The sequence below is a fragment of the Leptothoe sp. EHU-05/26/07-4 genome, assembly GCF_043421015.1.
GTDB lineage: Bacteria > Cyanobacteriota > Cyanobacteriia > Phormidesmidales > Phormidesmidaceae > Leptothoe > Leptothoe turfae.
The window spans coordinates 1,281,938-1,304,011 of record NZ_JAXSQV010000007.1; the positions used below are offsets into that span (position 1 = coordinate 1,281,938).

The 22,074-nt window shown below is 47.6% G+C and carries 26 protein-coding genes; 18 read left to right on the forward strand and 8 right to left on the reverse strand.

Features of this window, described 5'->3' with window-relative positions; genetic code table 11:
• Positions 1-6 precede the first annotated feature (6 nt).
• Positions 7-1,095 carry a heat-inducible transcriptional repressor HrcA gene (gene hrcA, locus U2F10_RS30200; protein ID WP_163698572.1) on the forward strand — a complete coding sequence of 363 codons (1,089 nt, stop codon included), beginning with the start codon at positions 7-9 and terminating at the stop codon, positions 1,093-1,095.
• Here the strand turns inward: hrcA and U2F10_RS30205 are convergent.
• Complete coding sequence (locus U2F10_RS30205) at positions 1,053-1,682, reverse strand: rhomboid family intramembrane serine protease (RefSeq protein ID WP_490794015.1); 630 nt, start codon at positions 1,680-1,682, stop codon at positions 1,053-1,055. The genes hrcA and U2F10_RS30205 overlap by 43 nt on opposite strands.
• A 179-nt stretch (positions 1,683-1,861) precedes the next feature.
• Here U2F10_RS30205 and U2F10_RS30210 point away from each other — a divergent pair, with 179 nt between their 5' ends.
• Entirely contained in the window at positions 1,862-2,416 is a 555-nt protein-coding gene (locus U2F10_RS30210; protein ID WP_163668329.1) for a DUF4126 family protein, read from the forward strand.
• A 61-nt stretch (positions 2,417-2,477) separates the two neighbouring features.
• Here the strand turns inward: U2F10_RS30210 and hemH are convergent, their stop codons facing one another.
• Positions 2,478-3,641: a ferrochelatase gene (gene hemH, locus U2F10_RS30215; protein WP_163668327.1), complete on the reverse strand. Its 1,164-nt coding sequence runs from the start codon at positions 3,639-3,641 to the stop codon at positions 2,478-2,480.
• A gap of 114 nt (positions 3,642-3,755) precedes the next feature.
• On the opposite strand from hemH, the gene U2F10_RS30220 reads away from it, so the two are divergent.
• The gene (locus U2F10_RS30220; RefSeq protein ID WP_499868539.1) at positions 3,756-4,925 is read left to right on the forward strand and encodes a site-specific integrase; all 1,170 of its coding nucleotides are present in this window, start codon (positions 3,756-3,758) and stop codon (positions 4,923-4,925) included.
• 53 nt (positions 4,926-4,978) lie between these two features.
• Here the strand turns inward: U2F10_RS30220 and fabG are convergent, their stop codons facing one another.
• The gene (gene fabG, locus U2F10_RS30225; RefSeq protein ID WP_006517947.1) at positions 4,979-5,725 is read right to left on the reverse strand and encodes a 3-oxoacyl-[acyl-carrier-protein] reductase; all 747 of its coding nucleotides are present in this window, start codon (positions 5,723-5,725) and stop codon (positions 4,979-4,981) included.
• Between the two features lie 215 nt (positions 5,726-5,940).
• Between fabG and trxA the strand changes: the two genes are divergently transcribed.
• The 4 genes from trxA to U2F10_RS30245 all read left to right on the forward strand — a co-directional run bounded on the left by trxA (position 5,941) and on the right by U2F10_RS30245 (position 8,025).
• A complete protein-coding gene (trxA, locus tag U2F10_RS30230) occupies positions 5,941-6,258 on the forward strand; it encodes a thioredoxin (protein WP_163668323.1) in 318 nt (105 codons plus the stop codon).
• A 58-nt stretch (positions 6,259-6,316) separates the two neighbouring features.
• Complete coding sequence (gene folK / locus U2F10_RS30235; RefSeq protein WP_499874116.1) at positions 6,317-6,832, forward strand: 2-amino-4-hydroxy-6-hydroxymethyldihydropteridine diphosphokinase; 516 nt, start codon at positions 6,317-6,319, stop codon at positions 6,830-6,832.
• A gap of 122 nt (positions 6,833-6,954) precedes the next feature.
• A complete protein-coding gene (locus tag U2F10_RS30240) occupies positions 6,955-7,506 on the forward strand; it encodes an NUDIX hydrolase (RefSeq protein WP_499058189.1) in 552 nt (183 codons plus the stop codon).
• 48 nt (positions 7,507-7,554) lie between these two features.
• Positions 7,555-8,025: a hypothetical protein gene (locus U2F10_RS30245; protein WP_499874118.1), complete on the forward strand. Its 471-nt coding sequence runs from the start codon at positions 7,555-7,557 to the stop codon at positions 8,023-8,025.
• Positions 8,026-8,614: 589 nt separating this feature from the next.
• Here U2F10_RS30245 and U2F10_RS30250 read toward each other — a convergent pair.
• Positions 8,615-8,800 (reverse strand): DUF4278 domain-containing protein, encoded by a 186-nt coding sequence (locus U2F10_RS30250; RefSeq protein WP_006517942.1) that lies wholly within the window; start codon positions 8,798-8,800, stop codon positions 8,615-8,617.
• Between the two features lie 237 nt (positions 8,801-9,037).
• Positions 9,038-11,104, reverse strand: coding sequence for a S9 family peptidase (locus tag U2F10_RS30255; protein WP_499874119.1), 2,067 nt, complete (start codon positions 11,102-11,104; stop codon positions 9,038-9,040).
• Positions 11,105-11,301: 197 nt separating this feature from the next.
• On the opposite strand from U2F10_RS30255, the gene U2F10_RS30260 reads away from it, so the two are divergent.
• The 6 genes from U2F10_RS30260 (at position 11,302) to U2F10_RS30285 (ending at position 16,199) form a co-directional block, all read left to right on the forward strand.
• The gene (locus U2F10_RS30260) at positions 11,302-12,750 is read left to right on the forward strand and encodes an FAD-binding domain-containing protein (protein ID WP_499874120.1); all 1,449 of its coding nucleotides are present in this window, start codon (positions 11,302-11,304) and stop codon (positions 12,748-12,750) included.
• 232 nt (positions 12,751-12,982) lie between these two features.
• Positions 12,983-13,261, forward strand: coding sequence for a TM2 domain-containing protein (locus U2F10_RS30265; protein WP_006517939.1), 279 nt, complete (start codon positions 12,983-12,985; stop codon positions 13,259-13,261).
• 9 nt (positions 13,262-13,270) lie between these two features.
• Positions 13,271-13,714 carry a DUF2752 domain-containing protein gene (locus U2F10_RS30270; RefSeq protein WP_499874121.1) on the forward strand — a complete coding sequence of 148 codons (444 nt, stop codon included), beginning with the start codon at positions 13,271-13,273 and terminating at the stop codon, positions 13,712-13,714.
• A 23-nt stretch (positions 13,715-13,737) separates the two neighbouring features.
• Complete coding sequence (locus U2F10_RS30275) at positions 13,738-13,923, forward strand: hypothetical protein (RefSeq protein WP_006517937.1); 186 nt, start codon at positions 13,738-13,740, stop codon at positions 13,921-13,923.
• Between the two features lie 142 nt (positions 13,924-14,065).
• Positions 14,066-15,397 carry a protein kinase gene (locus U2F10_RS30280; RefSeq protein ID WP_163703064.1) on the forward strand — a complete coding sequence of 444 codons (1,332 nt, stop codon included), beginning with the start codon at positions 14,066-14,068 and terminating at the stop codon, positions 15,395-15,397.
• Entirely contained in the window at positions 15,390-16,199 is an 810-nt protein-coding gene (locus U2F10_RS30285) for an N-formylglutamate amidohydrolase (protein WP_499874123.1), read from the forward strand. The genes U2F10_RS30280 and U2F10_RS30285 overlap by 8 nt, the downstream gene beginning before the upstream one ends.
• Before the next feature lie 55 nt (positions 16,200-16,254).
• On the opposite strand, the gene U2F10_RS30290 is transcribed toward U2F10_RS30285, so the two are convergent.
• Positions 16,255-16,920, reverse strand: a complete 666-nt coding sequence (locus U2F10_RS30290) for a class I SAM-dependent methyltransferase (RefSeq protein WP_499874125.1) — start codon at positions 16,918-16,920, stop codon at positions 16,255-16,257.
• A gap of 211 nt (positions 16,921-17,131) precedes the next feature.
• On the opposite strand from U2F10_RS30290, the gene U2F10_RS30295 reads away from it, so the two are divergent.
• A complete protein-coding gene (locus tag U2F10_RS30295) occupies positions 17,132-17,317 on the forward strand; it encodes a hypothetical protein (RefSeq protein WP_006517933.1) in 186 nt (61 codons plus the stop codon).
• 146 nt (positions 17,318-17,463) lie between these two features.
• On the opposite strand, the gene U2F10_RS30300 is transcribed toward U2F10_RS30295, so the two are convergent.
• The gene (locus U2F10_RS30300) at positions 17,464-18,006 is read right to left on the reverse strand and encodes an SRPBCC family protein (protein ID WP_163663872.1); all 543 of its coding nucleotides are present in this window, start codon (positions 18,004-18,006) and stop codon (positions 17,464-17,466) included.
• A gap of 219 nt (positions 18,007-18,225) precedes the next feature.
• Between U2F10_RS30300 and U2F10_RS30305 the strand changes: the two genes are divergently transcribed.
• From U2F10_RS30305 to U2F10_RS30315, 3 genes are all read left to right on the forward strand, one after another.
• Complete coding sequence (locus tag U2F10_RS30305) at positions 18,226-18,411, forward strand: hypothetical protein (protein WP_163663874.1); 186 nt, start codon at positions 18,226-18,228, stop codon at positions 18,409-18,411.
• A gap of 105 nt (positions 18,412-18,516) precedes the next feature.
• Complete coding sequence (locus U2F10_RS30310; RefSeq protein ID WP_499874126.1) at positions 18,517-19,011, forward strand: sterol desaturase family protein; 495 nt, start codon at positions 18,517-18,519, stop codon at positions 19,009-19,011.
• A gap of 207 nt (positions 19,012-19,218) precedes the next feature.
• On the forward strand, positions 19,219-20,853 hold the full coding sequence (locus U2F10_RS30315) for an alpha-D-glucose phosphate-specific phosphoglucomutase (protein WP_163663878.1): 1,635 nt from the start codon (positions 19,219-19,221) through the stop codon (positions 20,851-20,853).
• A 93-nt stretch (positions 20,854-20,946) separates the two neighbouring features.
• On the opposite strand, the gene U2F10_RS30320 is transcribed toward U2F10_RS30315, so the two are convergent.
• The gene (locus U2F10_RS30320; RefSeq protein ID WP_163663880.1) at positions 20,947-21,219 is read right to left on the reverse strand and encodes a hypothetical protein; all 273 of its coding nucleotides are present in this window, start codon (positions 21,217-21,219) and stop codon (positions 20,947-20,949) included.
• A 300-nt stretch (positions 21,220-21,519) separates the two neighbouring features.
• On the opposite strand from U2F10_RS30320, the gene U2F10_RS30325 reads away from it, so the two are divergent.
• The gene (locus U2F10_RS30325) at positions 21,520-21,990 is read left to right on the forward strand and encodes a hypothetical protein (protein WP_163703066.1); all 471 of its coding nucleotides are present in this window, start codon (positions 21,520-21,522) and stop codon (positions 21,988-21,990) included.
• Positions 21,991-22,074 lie beyond the last annotated feature (84 nt).

A 22,074-nucleotide genomic window follows, 5' to 3' on the forward strand; every position in this document is an offset into this window, starting at 1 on the left:
ATATTGATGGCTGTCGATAAATCTAGGGATCTTAATCTCCGTCAACAAAATGTGATGCGTGCCACTGTGCGCCACTATGTGTCGACAGCAGAGCCTGTGGGGTCCAAAGCCTTGCTGGATGCCTATGACTTAAATGTCAGTGCGGCCACAGTGCGAAATGTCATGGGGGCACTGGAGCGCTCTGGTTTTTTATATCAGCCCCACACATCAGCAGGGCGAGTGCCTTCTGACTCAGGATATCGGCTCTATGTGGATCAGCTGATTAAGCCTTCAAGGCCAACGGCTCTGCGGATCGATCAACTTTTGTCACAGCATCTAGATTGGCAGGGATGGAGCATTGAGGCCTTGTTGCAGGAAGCGGCTCACATTCTGGCTCACTTGAGTGGCTATGTGGCTTTAGTGACCATGCCTGTATTAGAAAAAATGGTGGTCAAGCACTTACAGCTAGTGCAAATATCGGCTGAGCAAGTGCTTTTAGTGGTGGTCTTAGATAGCTACGGTACTGAGTCTATGGTGGTTAGTTTGCCTAGAGGCACTACGGGGGCCGGGGGAACCCAAGACGAGGAAGTGCTGGATCGAGAGCTACAGATTTTATCCAATTTTTTAACCGCTCAGCTATGTGGCAGGCAGCTGTCTGAGATCTCTAGCTTAGATTGGGATGAAGTAGATACAGCCGAACATCATGTTGTAGCCCTTTGTCAGGCCATTGATGACCTGTCGCGCCGTAAGCGTCAGCCCCAAACCCATATTTTGGTAAAAGGTGTAGCGGATGTGTTGAGTCAGCCGGAGTTTGCAGAGCAAAGTCAGCTGAGAAACCTGGTGTCGTTGTTGGCAGATGGACGCGAGCAGCTATGGCCCTTGATCTACTCAGACGATAGCCCGCTGCTTAAGATTTGGATTGGAGAAGAAAATCCGCTGGAGCCAATGCAAAGCTGTGCTCTGATTTCAGCGACCTATAATCGGGATTCTCTGCCGTTGGGTAGTGTGGGGGTGATGGGACCCACTCGGATGCTGTATGAAAATACAATTGCAGCTGTTGAAGCCACATCTAGTTACCTATCAGAGATTATGTCAGGCTTAGACGTTAACCAGTAGGCGGCGACAATGCCACTGATAAAGCCAAACAGGTGGCTTTCCCAGGAAATTCCAGGTTGTGTGGGTAAAACTCCCCAAAACATTGCGCCATAGGTAACTAGGATAAATAAGGATATTGCGATCGCACCCATCGTTCGTTCGTAATATCCTCGGGCTACTAAAAATCCTAAATAGCCAAAGATTAGGCCACTGGCCCCAATGTGGACGGTTGAACCTAGAGAAAAGAGACTGCCCAATAACCATGTGCTTGCTCCCCCCAGGATCGTAATCATCACTGTGGCTTTGATCCAGGTGTCGATAGAGCGCAGCATCACCCACCAGCTGAGGGTGAGCATGGGTACTGTATTCGCTAATAAATGATTAAATCCACCATGGAGAAATGGGGCAAAGAGAATTCCCCAGATCCCATCTATAGAACGGGGGCGAATACCGTATCGATCGAGATGCCCACCAAACACTAAAAAATCTATAATTTCAATACACCATAGGGTAATCAAAACGATACCCAATAGCTGAAATCGAGCTACGGTAGCAGATTTCAGTTCAGATAAGAGAGGACGATCGGATGACATGTTTTGAGATGGCATTAACTCAGGATGTGGGCAACCTATGCGGCACAGGCTTGGAATAACCACTAGTTCCTAGGTTAAGCCAACTACCGTAAAGTTGCCTTCGCTTCTCTTGCAAATTTGCATTTCTACCGCCCTACCTGCGTCACCACCCTCATCTCACGTTTGACTCCCTTCACTCCATTTACAGAAACGACGTGATCCTTCCAGAACTGCTAGCGGTGCTCTCGATTTCGGCAGCCACTGGCCTCAGACTGGCGTTACCATTACTGCTGATTGGCCTGTTTTCAGGCGAACAGTTATGGGCCGCTGTGCCAATTTTGGCCAACATTCCTCAGATGTTGGTGGTTGCCGTGTTGGTGATTTGGTCCCTGCTAGAATTGACGATTTCTAAAGATCGGGTCAGTCGTCGATTTTTGCAAAGTGCGGAGCTGTTTATCAGTCCGTTTGTTGGCACAATTGCTGGCGTTGCGATCGCACGCCTCGCTGATATCAATGACAGCCTCACCCTTGTCCTTTTAGCCGTGACAGGAGGCGTGCTTGCCTTGGTTATTCAAATGGTTCAAGTGGGCTGGCTATATCGTTTTAACAGCCCGCCCATGTGGATGATTTTTGTGGAAGATGCCCTTTGCATCTGCCTGGTATTCTTTGCCTTTGATGCACCGGAACAAGGTGGCCTAATTGCTTTATTTTTACTTTGGTTTGCTATCCGGAGTTCAGCTGTCTGGCGGCAATGGCAGAAAAAACGGTGATAAAAATGCCGGAGGGTGGGCATTGCCCACCCTCCGGCATTTTTGTATTGCTCTTGCAGAATTACATCAGTCCAGCAATGTGCAACGGCCCATGACCGCTTACCATTTCCAGCAGTAGTGCCAAGAAACCCACCATCGCTAGGCGACCATTCCAGACCTCGGCAAAGGGAGTTAACCCCCATGCAGACTTATCTTGAGGGTAAATACGTACCTGTTTCTGCAACTGCGCAGCGTCAGAAAATAGCTTACGGGGAGATTCCAAAGCCTTTACCACCATGTTACCCATGTCTTCAATAAAGACAGGATAGGTATTCAGGGCAGGAACTCGGTGGAATCCTTTGATGCCAGATTCTTCAGCCAACTCGCGATATTCAATATCGATTTCCTGCAAAGTTTCAATGTGCTCAGATACAAAGCTAATGGGCACAACCACAAGGTCATCAATGCCTTTCTCTGCCAACTCTTCAATGGCATCTTCTGTGTAGGGCTGTAGCCACTCTACGGGGCCTACACGACTTTGATAAGCCAGTGTAAAGTCATTGGGACGATTGACCGCTTTTATGATTAAGTCAACGCAGTGCTCCATCTCTCGCTGGTATGGATCACCTGCTTCTTCGACATAGCTAACGGGTACACCATGGGCGCTAAAGAAGATGTGACCACTTTCAGGATTTGGTAGTTTATCCAGCTCTTGAATGATCAAATCTGCCATAGCTCTGACATAGCCAGGGCTGTTGTACCAAGACGGAATCAGGGTGTAGTTAATTTTCTGTAGGGCGGGGTCGGCCTGCCAAAGTTTTTCTAGCAGCCGGAAACTAGAGCCACTAGTACTAATGGAAAACTGAGGATATAGAGGCAAAATAACGAGGTCTTCAATGCCATCTTGCTTAATTTGAGCAACAGCCTCTTCAGTGAAGGGATACCAGTAGCGCATGCCAATATAAATCTTGACATCGCGCCCCAGTTTTTGTAAGTACTCCTTGAGGGCTGTCCCCTGCTCTTCAGTAATACGGCGTAGGGGAGAACCACCTCCAATCTCCTTATAATTGTCCTGGGATTTGTTCGCACGGCTAGTGGAAATTAGCCAAGCGAGAGGTTTTTGCAACCAGGGAAATGGGAGCCGGATAATCTCTGGGTCAGCAAACAAGTTGAACAGAAAAGGACGGACATCCTCTAACTGCTCTGGACCTCCAAGATTAAGTAATAAGACTCCAGTACGACCCATGACAGCGCAGTTACCTTTATAAACGAAGTTTTAATCATCTTTGACTTATCGTAACAACTAACTACTCGATAGGCATATCAGATTTGTAGAAGTTGAGAATTTTTTTCATTTAGTATGGCGGATGTATCCATAGCGCATTCCATAGATAAGTCATTAGCGCAGGTGAATCAGCGCTTAAAAGCTGCGAAATTAGGGCTGCAAATCGAACGGCGAGGAGATCGCTTAAATCTGCGGGGTACGTTGCCACCACGGCCTGGTAGCCCTAAGCTACGCCCCTATCAACAGCGAGTTCCTTTAAAGTTGCCTGCGACTAAAGCGGGGCTGAAGCAATGTGAGCAAACGGCTAAAATCATTGCGGCTCAGTTATTGCAAAACACCTTTGATTGGCGCAACTATCTGGGAGTTGTTGCAGGATTGCGCATGGCAGGGGCTGATTTATCTGCGCAGATTGATGCTTTTGAGCAGTATTTTTTTGAAACCCGGCGCTCACAATCCTCAGCTGCTTCATTGCAAACGACGTGGGAAAAAGCTTACGTGCCTTACCTGCGGAAACTGCAAGCCACAGCGGAGCATCATCGTAACCTCAGTTTGCCTGAGGCCATTTATGCCACAGTGCAAAGTACCAAGGCCAATTCCCGCAGCCGTCAGATTTGCTGCACCGCTTTAGCTGCCTTAGCAGAGTTTCTAAACTTAGACCTGCCTACAGATCTCAAGTCCTTTTGGGGTAACTATGGCAATAGCCAAACTCAATTACGGGAGCTGCCTTCTGATGAACAGATTGTTGAAGTTTACGACAGCCTAAAAAATCCTCGTTGGCAGTATGTTTACGGCATGATGGCTACCTATGGTTTACGGAACCATGAGGTGTTCTTTTGCGATCGCACCTGCACCCCTAACGCTGAAATCATTGTCCGCGAAACCACCAAAACCGGCCACCACGAAGTTTGGCCCTTTTACCCCGAATGGGTAGAGCGTTTTAACCTCACCACTGGTGAACTCCCAAACGTCAATACCGATCTAGATGCAACGACTTTGCAGCGTGTCGGTCAGCAGGTGACCACCCAGTTTCGTCGCTACAAAATTCCATTTTCACCCTACGACTTGCGTCATGCCTGGGCTGTGCGCACTATATTAATGGGCCTACCCGATGCCGTCGCCGCCAGAATGATGGGCCACTCGGTACAGGTACACAATCGGACGTACCACCGTTGGATGACCTACCGAGATCAGCAGGCGGCGGTGCAGGCAGCGTTAGCAAAAAATGAGATGAAGGCACCCATGTAGGGGCGTTGCATGCAACACCCCTACATCCAACACCCCTACAAATTGAATTTCAATTACATCACCATGCCGCCATCCACATTCATTACCTGACCGGTGATATAAGCTGCTGCGGGATCAGCTGCTAAGAATCGAATGAGTCCAGCAACTTCACTTACTTGACCGTAGCGACCTAACGGAATGTACTTGAGAATTTCCTCGGTGTTAGGGAGTTCGCTGGTCATATCAGTCTCAATAAAGCCAGGTGCAACGGCATTGACAGTTACACTACGGCCTGCCATTTCCTTGGCCACAGTCTTTGTGAAACCGATGACACCTGCTTTAGCGGCACTATAGTTAGCTTGACCGGGGTTACCCATGAGACCGGCCACGGATGAAATATTAATGATGCGCCCTGAACGCTGTTTGAGCATGATTTTGGCAACGGCACGGGTGCAGAGAAATACGCCTGTGAGGTTGAGATCGATCACTGCCTGCCAGTCGGCGGGCTTCATTCTGAGTAGCAACGTGTCTCGGGTGATGCCGGCATTGTTGACTAGCACGTCGATGCGCCCAAACTTTTCCATAGTGCCCTTGATCAAGGTCTCTACCTGATCTTCTTTAGAGACATCAGCCTGAAGGGCAATGGCATTACCACCTGCACCCGTTATTTCAGAAACGACTTCATCAGCAGCAGTACTAGAGCGTGCATAGTTGACCACAACGCTGGCCCCTTCTGCGGCGAGGGCGAGGGCAGCTGCTTTACCGATGCCACGGGACGAGCCGGTAATGATAGCGACCTGATCTTGCATTGCTCCAGTCATGGTGAGGGGAAATGGTTAACGGCTCGATCACTCTATTATTTTTGGGGGTTGGGGATCAATTACCCTCTTTTCACTGCCCATCTTGGCCCAAATAGTTAGCCTAAAATCCAGTACCTTACAAATGCTTATAAAAATGCCAAGAATTCCCTTAAATTCCCACCATTTTGATGGGGCTCGCTTAGCATGAAGGCTGAACCTAGCCTGGATTTAGGACAATGGCTGTAAAACAACAATTTTCTAGTTTTGAGGATATGTTAGCTGGGTCTGATAAGCCTACGCTGGTGGATTTTTATGCTACCTGGTGTGGTCCTTGTCAGTTGATGGCAGGAGAATTGAAGAAAGTTAAGGATGAGCTACAGGATAAGCTGCAAATCGTGAAAATTGACACGGATCGCTACGACACGCTGGCATCCAAGTATCAGATCCATGCGCTACCGACTATGGTGCTCTTTAAGGATGGTCAAGAAGTGGACCGAATTGAAGGTGCCATGAACGCTACTCAATTGGTTACGCGATTACGGCCGAATTTATAATTGGGAACTGCTGACTCAACTGCTTGGTAGCAACGGGTATGATTGAGAGTCCCCAGGCATGCCTGGGCTCGTGACGACTCAGCAAAACAGTATGGAAACGGCGTGTGCCATTGCCCTGGGCAGTAACCTGGGAGACTCGGAGCAAACCATTGAAGCAGCATTGGCACAGCTTGATCGGGGTGGTATGCGGTTTAGGCGGCGATCGCAACTCTACAAAACCGCTCCAGTGGGTCCCCCCCAGCCTGACTACATCAATGCCAGTGCTGTTTTCCATACCACCCTGCGTCCTGAACAGGTGCTGCAGTTACTGCTAGTGACAGAGGCGAGCTTTGGTCGTATCCGGCGTGAGCGTTGGGGACCTCGTACGTTAGATTTGGATTTACTGTTCTATGGCGATCAGATCATAGATACGCCCAGACTGATTTTGCCGCATCCGAGAATGCATGAGCGGGCGTTTGTGTTGGTGCCCCTGTCGGAAATTGCAGCGGATTGGCGACATCCCGTCAGGCAGCGAACCGTGAAGGAATTATTGGGACAGGTTGATACAGCTGGAGTGTATCCACTGGTGGCTTAGAGACTGGGCTTTGACTACGCTCAGCTCTCATCGCATTAGTTGGCTGAGCGAAGCGCCTTTAATGGAGTTAGCCAGCGGCTCATGGTGTAACCTGATCCCGTTACCTCACTGCATCCAACACTATGTCTCTTGGTTTAGAACCGCCTCAGCTACTCAAAAAGTGTCTATTTTACGCCGGACGTAAGTTTGACTTTGAAGTCAACCGTCTCCGTCTACCCAACAAAGTGGAAGGTCAGTGGGAATGCATTCGCCATCCAGGGGGAGCGATGGCTATACCCATTACCCCTGACGGTAAGCTGGTGCTGGTCCGACAATATCGTTTTGCCGTGCAAGGAAGATTGTTAGAGTTTCCGGCAGGTACGATTGAAAGAGAGGAAGATGCATTTACAACCATTCAACGAGAGATAGAAGAAGAGACTGGTTATAGTGCCAGCGAATGGACCAATCTTGGCAAGTTTCCATTGGCCCCCGGTTACTCTGATGAATATATTTTTGCGTTTTTGGCAAGCGACCTTGAGAAGCTAGAAACAGCTCCAGCCCAGGATGAAGATGAGGATATTGAAGTTGTTTTGATGACGCCAGAAGAGTTTGAAAAAGCTGTTCTTAGTGGTGAAGGTGTGGATGCAAAATCGATTGCCGGGTACTTTATGGCAAAACCGTTTTTGAATAAATAAAACGAGAGTTTTAGAAGACATCCACTCATCTTATGTAGGCATACACTGATGTTGGCTTCTCAAAGTGCCGACAGTACATCAGCCCTTTATGGGACGACATGTAGGGCTGATTATTTGTTTTCAAGGATAATTTGGAATTTCTATGGTGCAATGAAGACAAAAAATGGTGTAGACATTGATAGTAATAAGACGATTAGCCACTGGGTTGTAGTCAATACCCAGAGTTTAGTGAATCCTGATGCGATAGAAATCATGGTGTCGAAATCGATCATGTCGGAACCGGTCATGGTGGAAATCATGACGTCTACCATGTCGAAATCTTCCACGGTAGAAATTATGATGGCGGACACTGCCATGACGGAATTCCCGGTTTCGGAAGAAAATTTCATCCCGCCGAAATTCCCCATGTCTGAAGTGGATTCGACGGATGCTGCCGTTTCGGAAGAAAATATCTCCCCGAAATCTATCAGGACGAAATCGACTGCGCCCGGATCGTCTTCTATGAAATCCTTTCTCTAAGGAGATACTAGTATCTTCTGTTTTTACCCATGGGCTTTCCCCATCTTCTAGATCTGCCAACTTATCTACGTTATTTGTAGAATCATTAATAATTTCTGTTGGTGTCTTGGGAACAGTCTCAAACTCGAAGGCAGCGGCTTTTGGCGTAAGAGCACTGAAATGAGCGCCCAAAATTAGGAGTGGTAGCCAATAAAGTTTCATGGGACCTCCAGCTTTTAAAGCTATGTAGAGGGATGGGGGCAGTGGTGGATTTAGAGGTGATGCACCCTTGGTAGATGCTTGAAATGAACCTTGATAGTTCCTAGGTTGACGCGCTCATATGAAATAAACGTGATGGCAGTCTGAAAAAAACATGAGTGATCTTGATCTAAATTATGGCTGCTTTCACTAACTTTGGTGTGCAGGGGAGTGAAGAATGCCCTAGCCAAAAACACAAAAAACACAAAAAACTCTTTCTTCACTATCAATGAAGAAAGAGGGCAATACGATACTTTGTTTCTACTGAGAGGAAAGAGTCGGCAATGACATTCCCTGAGTTCAACTTAGAATACCTGCGATTTTAATCTAATGCGAGGTTGCCACCCCTCTTTTAGACTTCTTGGTTATATTTCACGCCACGATAGGTGAGCTGTACACGCTGATGGGGGTGATTAGGAACCTTAAATGCCTTGCGCTTAAGGGGCGCACCACGGTAGGTGCCAATCTTTTCAGTATCAGTTACTTGAATATTTTCGAAGTGCGCTTCGTAGAGAGCGCCAAGAAATGAGAGTTTCATCTCGGTTCCTCCAAATGTGTAGATGCCATGACAGAAATATTTGGACAGCAAGAAAATCGCTAAAACTTCCCGCCAAAAACATCAAACTGTGTAATTGGTTACAGTTTATATGCTATCGGGATGCATTAAGGCTAAGTTAGTAAACCTTAAAGTGTAATTTAATATTTGCTTAATTGTGTGGCTAAGCTGTCCTTGCACTGGACCTCGTGTCCCCAAACGTTCAGTGTTCCGGAGGCGCTAGCTTGGAGCTGCTAAACCTAGGCTATCCAGCATAAAGGCATATTCAAAGGCGGTTTCTTCGAGCCATCCATAACGCCCGGAGGCACCGCCGTGGCCTGCATCCATATTGGTTTTGAGAAGAAGCTTATTCTGATCGGTTTTTAACTCTCTCAGTTTTGCTGTCCACTTGGCAGGTTCCCAATAAGAGACTCGTGGGTCGTTAAGTCCACTCGTGATCAACAGGTCAGGATACTTCTGGGCTGTGACATTGTCGTAGGGCGAGTAAGACTTCATGTAGTCATAGTACGCTTTCTCATTAGGGTTGCCCCATTCGTCCCATTCCATCACCGATAGCGGCAGGCTGGGGTCTAAGATGGTTGTTACAACATCCACAAAGGGGACAGCTGCGAGGGCAACTTTAAATAACTCGGGTCGCATATTTAATACGGCACCGATCAATAACCCACCGGCACTACCACCATAAATAGCGAGTTTGTCAGCGCTGGTCCATTGGTTATCGATCAGGTACTCAGCACAGGCAATAAAGTCCGTAAACGTATTTTTCTTATGGAGAAACTTGCCGTTCTCGTACCATGGCCGACCCATTTCACCACCACCGCGAATGTGGGCAATGGCATAGATGACACCTCGGTCTAATAGGGAGAGCCGGATAGAGGAGAAATAGGCCGATGATGATGCGCCATAGGATCCGTAGCCATAGAGGAAGAGGGGACTGTTGCCATTTCGCTCAGTTCCTTTTTTGTACACCAGCGAGATTGGCACTTCGGTGCCGTCGGGAGCCTTCGCCATCAACCATTCACTTTGATATAGGCTGCGGTCGTAGCCTCCAAGTACCGGCATCTCTTTTTTGAGCTCTCGTTCATGGGTGTCCATGTCATAATCAAATACTGAGGACGGAGTGATTAATGACGTGTAGGTAAATCGCAGAGTTTTGTTGTCAAATTCAGGCATGGCACCAGACCAGACCGAATAGGTGGGTTCTGGAAACTCTAGGGCTGTGTCTTCTCCTGTGGAGAGTTTGTGGATACGAATGGTGGGCAACCCCCCCTGGCGTTCGTAAATGATCAGATGGTCGATAAATACACTAATACCTGTCAGCTGTACATCAGGGCGATGGGGTATGACAGTTTCCCAATTCTCTTTGCCAAGTGCGTTGACTGGTGTCACCATTAGCTTTGAGTTAATGGCATCCTCGTTGGTAACAATGTAAAATCGGTCGAGGGTGTGGTTGTTGCCAGGATGGTGAGAAATGGAGTATTCCACGCCATGTTTGCGGGGACAAACTATCTGAAACTCTCCATCTGGATTGTTGGCATCTAAAATCCAGATTTCGGAGGTGATTTTGCTGTTAATTGAGATGAATAGATAAGCTTCGCTGCGGGTGCCGCCCACTGAGAGATAAAAAGCATCGTCGGTTTCTTCGTAAACCAGTTGGTCGTTACCTGGATCTTCTCCCAAACGATGTTTCCATACTTGGTAGGGGCGATGGGCATCATCTAGTCGAGTGTAGAAAACAGTACGATTGTCGTTAGCCCAGATGACTTCACTAATGTTTTCAATTTTTTCTGGATAAAGATTTCCAGTGGTCAAGTCTTTGAATACTAAGGTGCAGCGCTCTGATCCATTGGTGTCTGTAGCATAGGCTAGCAACTGATGATCAAGACTCGTTTCATAGTCTCCCAAGGCAAAAAACTCATGCTCCTCAGCTAGCTCATTTTCATCGAGCAAAATTTCTTCGGGGGCGTCTAAGCTACCTTGTTTACGGCATAGGATGCGATAGGCTTTGCCTTCTTCAGTGCGGCTGTAATAGTAATAATCCCCGTCTTTTGTGGGTACCGACAGATCACTTTCCTGAATGCGGCCTAGCATTTCGTCATACAAAGCTCTCTGAAAGCTCTTGTTATGGGAGGTTTGTGCGTCAGTGTAGGTGTTTTCAGCTTTGAGGTAATCCAGGGTTTCTGGGGAGTCGCGATCGCACAGCCAATAATAATCATCAATGCGAACATCCCCATGTTTTTCAAGGGTTTTCGGCTGTTTTTTGGCGATAGGGGCTCCAGACGTCATCAAAACTTTAACTCCCTGAACGTGTGCCCTTCTAGAATACTGAGCTAAGCCCTGGGAAGCCATGATGCATGGGTGTAGAATACCGTCCCTGTGAAGAAGTTTTGAATTCTGAGTTCTAAGTTTTGGGGTGTAGTGCAATTAAACCCCCCACTCAAAACCACCTATACTGATCGGATTCTCCCCTTTTTACCAAGTTTATGGCTGATCTGATCCTGTTTTGGCACCGTCGTGATCTGCGCATTAGTGATAATTTAGGCCTTGCCGCTGCTCGGGAACGGAGTCCTAAAGTAGTCGGGGTTTTTTGCCTGGATCCTGGCATCTTAGAAGCAGATGACGTAGCCCCAGCCAGGGTGGCCTATATGCTTGGCTGTGTGGCGCAGTTACAGGAGCGTTATCAAGCAGTCGGGAGTGAACTGCTGATTCTCAAGGGTAATCCTGTAGAACAAATCCCTCAGACAGCTTCGACATTGGGAGCTATGGCTGTCTATTGGAATCGAGATGTGGAACCCTATTCCCGCCAGCGAGATAACGCAGTGGCAGCAGCCCTGACGGAAAAAGGCATTGAAATGCGGACCAAAACTTGGGACCAACTGCTGCATGCACCGGGGGATGTGCTGACTGGAGCTGGTAAACCTTACACGGTGTATGGTCCTTTCTGGCGAAACTGGCAAAATTTAGTCAAACTACCTCCAGCTGCAACGTTGCAGGGGGCGGTGGGTCTGAGTGACGCGGAACGTGGGTTGGTAGATGCGATCGCACTGCCCTCGGCTAAAGCATTGGGCTTTACGTGGGATGCCCCATTACCCCTAGAACCCGGCGAGCGGGCCGCCCGTGCCCAGCTAGAATTCTTTGGTCATAAAGCCATTGAAGCCTACGATGAGCAACGCAATTTCCCCGCGGTGACAGGTACTTCATTGCTGAGTGCGGCCCTTAAGTTTGGTGCAGTGGGTATGCGTGAGGTGTGGCAGACGGCAATGACAGCCTACGATGCCTGTAACAGTGATGAGGGTCGTACCAATGTGCAAACCTGGATGAAGGAACTCGCCTGGCGAGAGTTTTACCAGCATGTAATGTTTTTCTTCCCAGAGTTAGCACATGGTCCCTACCGTGATGCCTGGAAAGATTTTCCTTGGGACAATGATGAAGAGAAATTTGCAGCTTGGTGTGAGGGACGTACAGGCTATCCCATTGTGGATGCTGCCATGCGTCAGTTAAATGAGACCGGATGGATGCACAATCGTTGTCGCATGATTGTGGCCAACTTTCTCACCAAAGACTTAATTGTCGACTGGCGCTGGGGTGAGAAATATTTCATGCAAAAGCTGGTGGATGGTGATCTCAGTGCCAACAATGGTGGCTGGCAGTGGAGTGCCTCTAGCGGCATGGATCCTAAGCCGTTAAGAATTTTCAACCCGGCTAGCCAAGCTAAGAAATTTGATGCGGATGCAGACTATATTCGCCAGTGGCTGCCTGAGATTCGCCATGTGGATACGGGCGCACTGGTGAGTGGTAAACTCTCACCCCTAGATTTAGAGGGGACTGATTACGCTGCGCCTATTGTCGATCACAAAAAACAACAGGCTGTTTTTAAAGAACGTTATAAGGAACAAAAAGCTAAGTTGGGAGCCCTAAACGAACGTGATTAATTACACATGAGAAAATTAGGTGTACTGATTTCTGTCTCTGATAAACGGTGATTATGGGCAGTAATAGTGCAGTATGCTGTTTTTCCCGCTAGTTCATCCGGATTTTTATCAGTTCATATTGATTAAATCTTTATAACAAGGTTTTTCTATGCCGAAAATCGGGCAATTTTGAAGAGAGGTCGTCATAACGACCAGCATGATGGAAATGCACTTAAAGAGGAATTGAATCGATATGACAAATTCTGGTGGCGTTGAAGGGGCTGACAAGAAAGTTGTAGCCGGTATTTTAGGGATTTTGCTGGGTGCTTTTGGCATACACAAATTTTATCTGGGGTATACCAACGAAGGCATTATCATGCTGCTGGTTTGCCTGATTGGTGGCACTGTGACCTGTGGTGTGGGTTCTGCTGTAGTGGGTGTGATTGGTCTAGTTGAAGGTATTCTGTATCTGACTAAGTCGGATGAAGAATTTGTCAGCACTTATATCACTAATAAAAAGCCATGGTTCTAACGTAGAGTCATGGTACTTGCAAAATCGTCAATTTATTTGCGCCTCGGTCTATTAGGAGCGTTATGTACACCGCTCTTGATCGTGGTGCTGACTTCATTTGGATATGAAATAACGCTGTGGGGATGTCCGCTAAATGCATTGGTGGGCATCCCCTGTCCTACTTGGGGGATGACGCGAGCGGTGTTTGCGATCGCAAACCGTCAGTGGTCAGCGGCTATTCATTACCATCTCCTGGCTCCCTTGGTTGTCATACTCTGGGCAGTGGCCTTAGTTCAGGTCAGTATTGAGCTTTTGACTAAGCGCCTATGGAGCCGATGGTGGCGGCATCGCAGTCTATGGAGTACCGGGCTTATACTAATGTTTGGATATCACGGTTTCCGGTTATACCAACTCTGGATGTCAGGGGCACTAGCTACAAACATGCAGCAGTCTTTTCTAAGTTCTCTAATCTAAATTAAAGCAGCTAAATAATTACTATGCGTAATCGTACACTACCTCTTAAAGCAGGATTGGCCATCGCAGGATTGACCTACTGTCAAATCTTTGCCCATATGGAAATCAACCCTTTTCTAAAAAACTATTTGATTCTGGTGCCGATACAACTGGGAGTGCTGATGTATTTCGGCTACATGCATTGGAGTGGCAAGTATAAACAGCCCTAGACGCTGCCACAATTTGATTTCTTACCCATAAACCCTTTCACTGCACTGGGTTTGCAGGGTCGCTTGGCTGCCTCATGCTCAAAGCTATGCTTCATTTGAGCGATGCCCGCTACTCAAACGATTTATTAAAATAAACACTTACATGACAGCCTTAACCTTAAATTACTCCGCAGAAGAGCCCCGTTTAAAGATCTCCCAAGATTTAACCGAATTCCCCCTAGAAATTTTAGAACAAGCCGATTCGTTGGAAATTCTAGATCTATCCAATAATCACCTCAGGACGCTGCCACCTGAATTCTCTAAGTTAAAAAAGCTGAGAATTGCCTTTTTCAATAACAATCAGTTTGAAGAATTTCCAGAGATCTTAGCCGCCTGCCCAAATCTCTCTATGGTGAGTTTTAAGGGCAACAAGATGAAAACGATTAGTGAAACGGCCCTGTCACCCAACCTTCGCTGGTTAATTCTGACTAACAATCAGCTAACATCATTGCCCAAGAGCATTGGTAAGCTCAGTAAACTACAAAAGTGTATGCTGGCAGGTAATCAGTTACGCTCGTTGCCGGACGAGCTGGCCAAGTGTCAAAGCTTAGAACTCATGCGACTCGCAGCTAATCAGCTACAAACTTTGCCTAGCTGGCTTTTTGATTTACCCCGGTTAACCTGGTTGGCCTATGCCGGCAACCCATGTAGTCAGGCTACAGAAGTTCAACAAAATAATACCCTAGCCACCATTGATCCAGCAGAACTACAGCTGGGTGAAGTCTTGGGCCAAGGGGCCTCTGGGGTTATCTATAAAGGCCTGTGGACGCCTGAAACAGCATCGACTCCAGCTCAAGATGTGGCAGTTAAGCTGTTCAAAGGTGACATTACTAGCGACGGTTTGCCTCTAGATGAAATGCAGGCCTGTATCGCAGCGGGTTCCCATCCTAATTTAGTCAAAGTATTCGGTAAACTAAGCCACCCCATTGATGGCAAGGCGGGTTTAGTATTCTCCTTTATTACCGCTGAGTACGGTAACTTAGGTAACCCTCCCAGTTTAGAAACCTGCACTCGAGATACGTATGCCGATGGTATTACATTTAGACTCCCTGTTATTCTCCAAATTGCCAGGGGCATCTCCTCTGTCGTTGCACACCTCCATAGCCACGGTATTATGCATGGCGATCTCTATGCCCATAACATTCTAGTCAATACTCATGGGAAGAGTATTCTCGGAGATTTTGGCGCAGCGTCTTTTTACGCCCCGACAGATACAGAGGTCGGGCAATCTTTCCAGCAGCTTGAATCTAGGGCCTATGGTTGTCTCTTAGAGGATTTGCTAGCACGTCATATTTCCGAGAATGATGAGATGGAAATAAAGATATTTCAAGCTCTTCGGGATTTGCAGCAGCGTTGTATGGACGCGGTTCCCAGTGAACGCCCATTATTCAGTACAATCAATGAATTGCTGACAGAGGTATCCACACTTGTTTGAGGCTACTCCCTTTCGGGTTCATCATCCTACGACCAGGCTATGTCCGATTGTGGCCAGTATTCCCCATAGTGGCTTGGTGATTCCGGAAGAGATTATCACCAAGCTAAACCCTCAGTATCAGGATTTTCTGCCCCACCAAGACTGGCATTTGGACAAGCTCTATGACAATTTACCCAAACTGGGTATTACGGTGTTGGCTGCCAACTACAGTCGCTATGTTGTGGATCTGAATCGAGTTGCTAAAGCACCTTTTATAGGAGGCTTTTGGCAAGCGGCAGTACCACGACAGACTGCTTACAAGCAGTCCCTGTATCGTCACTTACCATCAAGCCATCAGGTTCAAGATCGAATTGATCACGTTTATCGCCCTTACCATCAAAAGCTGGAATATCTTCTACAACAAATAGTTGACCAATTTGGCTATGCATATTTGTTAGATTTACACAGCTTTGCAGGACCGATTGTGGATCAGGTTTGCCTGGGCAATGGTAATGGCAAAACCTGTTCTGACAAGCTGATGTCAGCTGTTGAAGCAGCATTTGTATCACAGGCCTATCAGGTCGCACAAAACCATGTGTTTAATGGCGGATATATCACTCGCCACTATGGTGCAATGCCAGGTGTGCAATCGTTGCAGATTGAGCTTCGATATCACAACTATCTCAATTTAGAACAACTTGAACAGCCTCGTATTCCCGATTGGGATATCCCTGAATTTCATCAGGCCAAACAAAACATTCAGGCCGTTTTTAGTCATTTGACCCAATCGATACTGGTGCCGTCTAGTGGAGAAGATAGCTGAAAAGTCTGTATCCCTAGAGATTTCAGAAACCTTATGGAGATGAGCAATGGGTCTATCAGCGTTTCATGGCGAGCATCAGCCCATCTGCAATTGGCAATAAACTCATGGAAACACGCTCATCCGAATGGATTTTCTGATTCAGGGCATGAATGCGCTTTGTGCGATTATCCTGTTCTGTGAATGGATTGGCGACTCGCCCTGACCACAAAACGTTGTCTACAGCGATTAAGCCGCCTGACCGTACGAGCTGTAGAGCCTTCTCATAATAGTTGTTGTAGTTGCTCTTATCTGCGTCGATAAATGCAAAGTCAAAACTGTTACTATGACCTTCGGCAATGAGGTGGTCAAGGGTTTCGAGTGCCGGAGCGATGCGTAGGTCTATCTTGTGGTCAACTCCAGCTTTTTGCCAATACTTGCGAGCCATGCCTGTATACTCATCACTAATGTCGCAGGCAATAAGCTGACCATCGTCGGGCAGTGCCATGGCCACAACTAGCGAACTATAGCCAGTAAAAACGCCTATTTCTAGCGCTTTTTTCACCCCTAATAGCTGTACCAATAACCCCATAAACTGACCCTGTTCTGGGGCAATTTGCATCACTGCTCTAGGGTGCTGAGCATTCTCTTCTCTTAACTGCTGGAGAATCTCACTGTCTCGAACGCCTACAGACAGTAGATAGTCATAGAGGTTTGCAGTGAGGGTGATAATTTGAGTAGACATTGAAGAGGCTGCTGGGACTTTGGATTCTGAGTGCATGCACATCATAAACTAGAAAACTCTAAGGGAAACAACCCAGACTTGAAAGATATTCAATTGAGTAAGAAGGGGCGATTCTACAAGACTTAGAGCTCAATGGTTCTCTTTTGCAACGCTAATGCTGATATCGTTTGACGGTTTGCTAACCTAAGGTACAAAGCGTGAGGAACACCTAATGGATGTGACCCAGGTGGTGCAGGTATCTGCACGGGTGGGGTGGATCATTGAAGTGAGCCAGCAAGACGATGGATATCGCTGCTGGGTAATCAACCGTGAATTGGATGTCTTGAGTGATGGGCACATATACGCCACTAGCAGTGCCGCTCTAGCCGCAGGCAGGTTATTTGTTGAAAGGAATTAGGTGCTTAGAAGTCTTTGAATAGCCTATTGGCATTCTATTGGCATTAAATTAGTAAGAAGTAGGGTCCTAGGAATGCATTTTCCTAGAACCCTTACTTTTTAGATGAGCCTGTAATTAGCTCAGAAAAATTGCTGTCTGCTACCCATTTAGGGCTGGCACAGCACTCGACGCATGGTTTTCATATTGCCGGGTAAGTCAATGCGCATGGCTTGCTCTAGCAAAAACTTAGGTGCTGGAATCATGGGTGTGGCTTTGACTGAGTAGGTCAGTAGCGTACCTTCACCAAAATCTTCTAGTACAAGGTCGGCGGCAAAGTCTGCAAAAGTGCCGCGTTCTAGCCGAAACTGAATGCTCTGATGCAGATGCTCAACGACGTGAAGGTAAATTTCTACCTGAGCGGTGAAAAGGATAAAGGCTTTGCGGGCTGCCTGGTAGAGTTTGCGAGTAATGCGCTGGGACTGTTGTCTGACGTGGTGTTTTACGGACGCTTCTAACTCGCGGCTGTGGGTAATGTCGGGAAAGTAATGAACCCAGCGACTGTAGTCAGTGAGTTGCTCCCAAAGTTGCGATCGCACTAACGGCACATACATTTGAGCAGTAACAGCGGCACCTTTACCTTTGTGGTTAGTATCGGTCGCAATTAAGATATCGCCGCGCAGCAAAGCTGTTTGTTGTGTCGTCGAAACCATAGGATTCAATAAGGAAAAACTTTATATATGCTTAATAAATCTGCCGAATAACTGAGACGCCCCAAAGCATCCATTAGCTTAATGTAGATTGCAAGTTTGTACCGATTCGTTGCCCATTATTAACCAGGCGATATGAGACAAGTGTCAAGCAAACACATTTTTGCGTAAAACCTTAGTAAACCTTGTTGTTCCCTCGATACATGTACCTACTCCGAACCGATGGCTAATCGTTTTCGTCTGCGTCCAATTACTCAACTGTTGCTGGCCACCATCGCGATGACAGCCATTGTCTGGATATTGCGTGGTACGGGCCTCCTGTCATTTCTGCCGGGCATTATTATCTGGTTGCTGATTTTGACATGTTTTGCGATCGCACTCTTTAGCAGCGTGCAATCCACTCGATAGGATAATGCACACTGGTCTTGAAATGTAAATTATTTCTAAATCAAACGTTAAATAAACTTTAAATTCACTCTGCTAGGTTGCCGGGGAGTTGTGAGGCAATCAGCAATGGAACTATTGAGAATATTGGGAATTTCCCTGCTATTACTACTGCTAGGGGACTTTGTCGCTACGTTTATTTACCACGTGCCGGAGCATGTGTTTGGCCGTTACCACAGCATCGTGCACCATAGCCCCAACCGTAGTTTTGTGAGTTACGCCTTCCGCAAACATTGCCCCCAGGCCCTACTGCCAGGATTTTTGGGCGCGTTGCCCTACCTAATGTGGGTGCCATTGCTTTGGCTATTGTCTCCCGTGGGGACCATGATTGGGCTGTTACTGGCTGAGCTGCACGTGATCTGGCGGCACCAGTTCAACCCAGACTATTGCACGCCTAACTGGATTAAAACCATCTGCCGTTGGCTATGCATTACCACGCCTGAGCGCCATCACCTCCACCATAGAAATGCAAATCTGGCCTATGGTGATGTCTTTACGTTTTACGGTAAGCCAGCTCAGTATTGGCTTACATTTTTGCGGCAGCTTAAGCGCCAGTGGGTTTAACAGGTCTGCTGCTAACTATTCTGGCCGTATTTTTACGGGTATCCCTTTATGGTTTCCCTCGTGTAGTTATGGTTTTCCAAAAGGGTATGCCCGCAACCCATCGATCGGTGGAACGCATGCCACTGCAGTCCGTCGAACACATCGCAGCCGCAGCATCCTGTAAGGTTAAGGATGAATCGGCTCGCCGACGCAGAGATAAGGAGTATCATGACCATCCAAACGGTTTCGACAACGCCTTTTTCAGATCAAAAGCCGGGCACATCCGGTTTACGTAAACAGGTCGCTGTTTTTCAAAAGCCTAATTATCTAGAGAACTTTGTTCAATCTATCTTTGATAGCTTGGAGGGCTACCAGGGCCAAACGCTGGTTGTGGGTGGAGACGGTCGCTTCTACAATCGCCAAGCGATCCAAATTATTCTAAAAATGGCCGCTGCTAGCGGCTTTGGTAAAGCCCTTGTGGGGCAGGGTGGTATTTTCTCCACACCGGCAGTTTCCTGCATTATTCGCAAGTATGGAGCCTTTGGTGGCATTATCCTTTCTGCTAGCCATAACCCTGGTGGCCCCGATGGTGACTTTGGCATTAAGTACAACATCGGTAATGGTGGCCCCGCTCCAGAAAAAGTAACCAGTGCCATCTTTGATCGCAGCAAGGTCATCGATAAGTACGAGATTCTCGATGCTGAAGATGTGAACCTGGATCGGGTGGGCACTACTTCCCTGGGCAATATGACCGTTGAAGTGCTTGATGCGGTCAATGACTATGCCGCATTGATGGAAACTCTATTTGACTTTGAGCAAATCCGTCAGCTGCTTACCTCCGGCAATTTCAACATGTGCATGGATTCGTTGCATGCAGTAACTGGCCCCTATGCCAAGGCCATTTTTGAAGGTCTACTGGGCGCTCCTCAAGGCACCGTGCAAAACGGTGAGCCTCTAGAAGACTTTGGCGGTGGGCACCCTGACCCCAACTTAGTCTATGCCCATGACCTGGTAGAGGTCATGTTTGGTAGCAATGCCCCTAGCTTTGGTGCAGCTTCTGATGGCGATGGCGATCGCAACATGATCGTCGGTAGCAACTTCTTCGTTACCCCCAGTGACAGCCTGGCGGTGCTAGCGGCTAATGCCACTTTGGTTCCCGGCTATCGTGACGGCATTGCAGGTGTGGCCCGCTCTATGCCCACGAGCCAGGCCGTGGACCGTGTGGCTGAAAAACTGGGCATCGACTGCTACGAAACCCCAACCGGTTGGAAGTTCTTTGGCAACTTGCTAGATGCTGACAAAGCCACCCTGTGTGGTGAAGAAAGCTTTGGCACCGGCTCTAACCACGTTCGTGAGAAGGATGGCCTCTGGGCCGTGCTGTTCTGGCTCAATATTCTGGCAGTGAAAGGCCAGTCTGTTGAAGCAATCGTCAAAGAGCACTGGGCGACCTATGGTCGTAACTACTACAGCCGCCATGACTTTGAAGGGGTGGAAACGGCTGTAGCCAATCAGCTGATGGATGGCTTAAGAGCCAAGCTCTCCACCATGAAGGGCCAGCAATTGGGCAGCTACACCGTCGACTATGCCGACGATTTCAGCTACACCGACCCCATCGATAACAGTGTGAGTCAAAAGCAAGGCATCCGCATCGGCTTCACCGACGGTTCCCGCATTGTGTTCCGCCTCTCCGGCACCGGCACCAAAGGAGCCACCCTACGACTTTATGTCGAAAACTACGAGCCCGATGCCGCTAATCACGACATCGATACCCAAAAAGCCCTCGCACCTCTGATTCAGCTAGCTGATGAAGTCGCCAAGATTAAAGAGCTGACGGGGTTTGACAAACCCACAGTGATTACCTAACCCGAGGCCACTAACCGAGCACTCTCCCCTACTGGGAGGGGCTCTGGGGTAGGTTAACCGTTGGCGCTATTTTCTAGACATCGCTCTGCTGCCTTAATTGCCAGGTATCGCCACACTACTCTTAACCTGTTGCTTATCTGCATTCTTAGAATATTTCTCAGCCACAGCGGTCACTTCAGCCACCCGCTTAGCATTGCTAACCTCTTCAGCCTTAGCTTTGGCCGCTGCCGCTTCCTTGGCCTTCAGTCCATTCTGGGCCCGTGTCAAAAAAGACACCGTAAATCCTACGCTCAAATAGGTAGCGCTCATAATCGCCCATCCTTCAATGACGTAGGTCATCATGTGATTTAAGGTTTCAACGGTCATGATGCGCTCCTGTCGGTATAAATAACTTTGATCAAAAAGAATTCTAAAGAATAGTGTTACTCGCTAGCAGGCTGGCGAAAACTCATTACAACACAAAATATTTTGATCACCATTTAAGCAGGTTCTTTTTGGGATCGGTACTTATCGCAAAAAATATTTTGGACCGGCTTTTATAAAGAAGGTCTCAAATACATCTGCAGTCTCTAAGTGATCACAAGGTGTTGCTGTAAATTGTCGAATAGCCTGTATTCCAATGGATTGAGGCTATTCATTGTATATATAACTTTATTAATTAAGACTATGAATTTTGCCGCTTGTGTGAAGCCTTTGACAGGGGCGTTGGTGGGAGTATTGGCGATCGCTACACCCACCCTGGCCTTACCCTCTGGCGAAAGTGAGATTGAGAACTACGTAGGGGTAGGTGTACGGACGGGGCTTAACGACGATACAGCAGCCGTACTTGATTCCAAGTTGGAGGTGATTCCGTTTGAGCAGGGGAGTTTATCAGTACGCCCTGCTATTTTGATCGGTGAGGACTTTGAAGGTCGTTTACCCGTCTCCTTTGATCTGGCGTTAGATGAGCAATTTTTGGTCTTTGGCGGCGGCGGCTTTGCCTATAACTTTGATGACAGTGACCTTGACCCCATGATTACGGGGGGGGTTGATATGGCTGTCAGTGAGCGCCTCATTCTGAATGTAGAAGGCAATCTGATTTTCAAATCTAACGATACAGATGCAGAAGTTGCGGCATCGATCAACTGGCTGTTTTAGAACTGGCTGTTTTAGAACTGTTTAGTACTATTCAGGCTATGGCGCTGTTCGGTATTGTGAAATACCGAGCGTCACTGTCTGAGT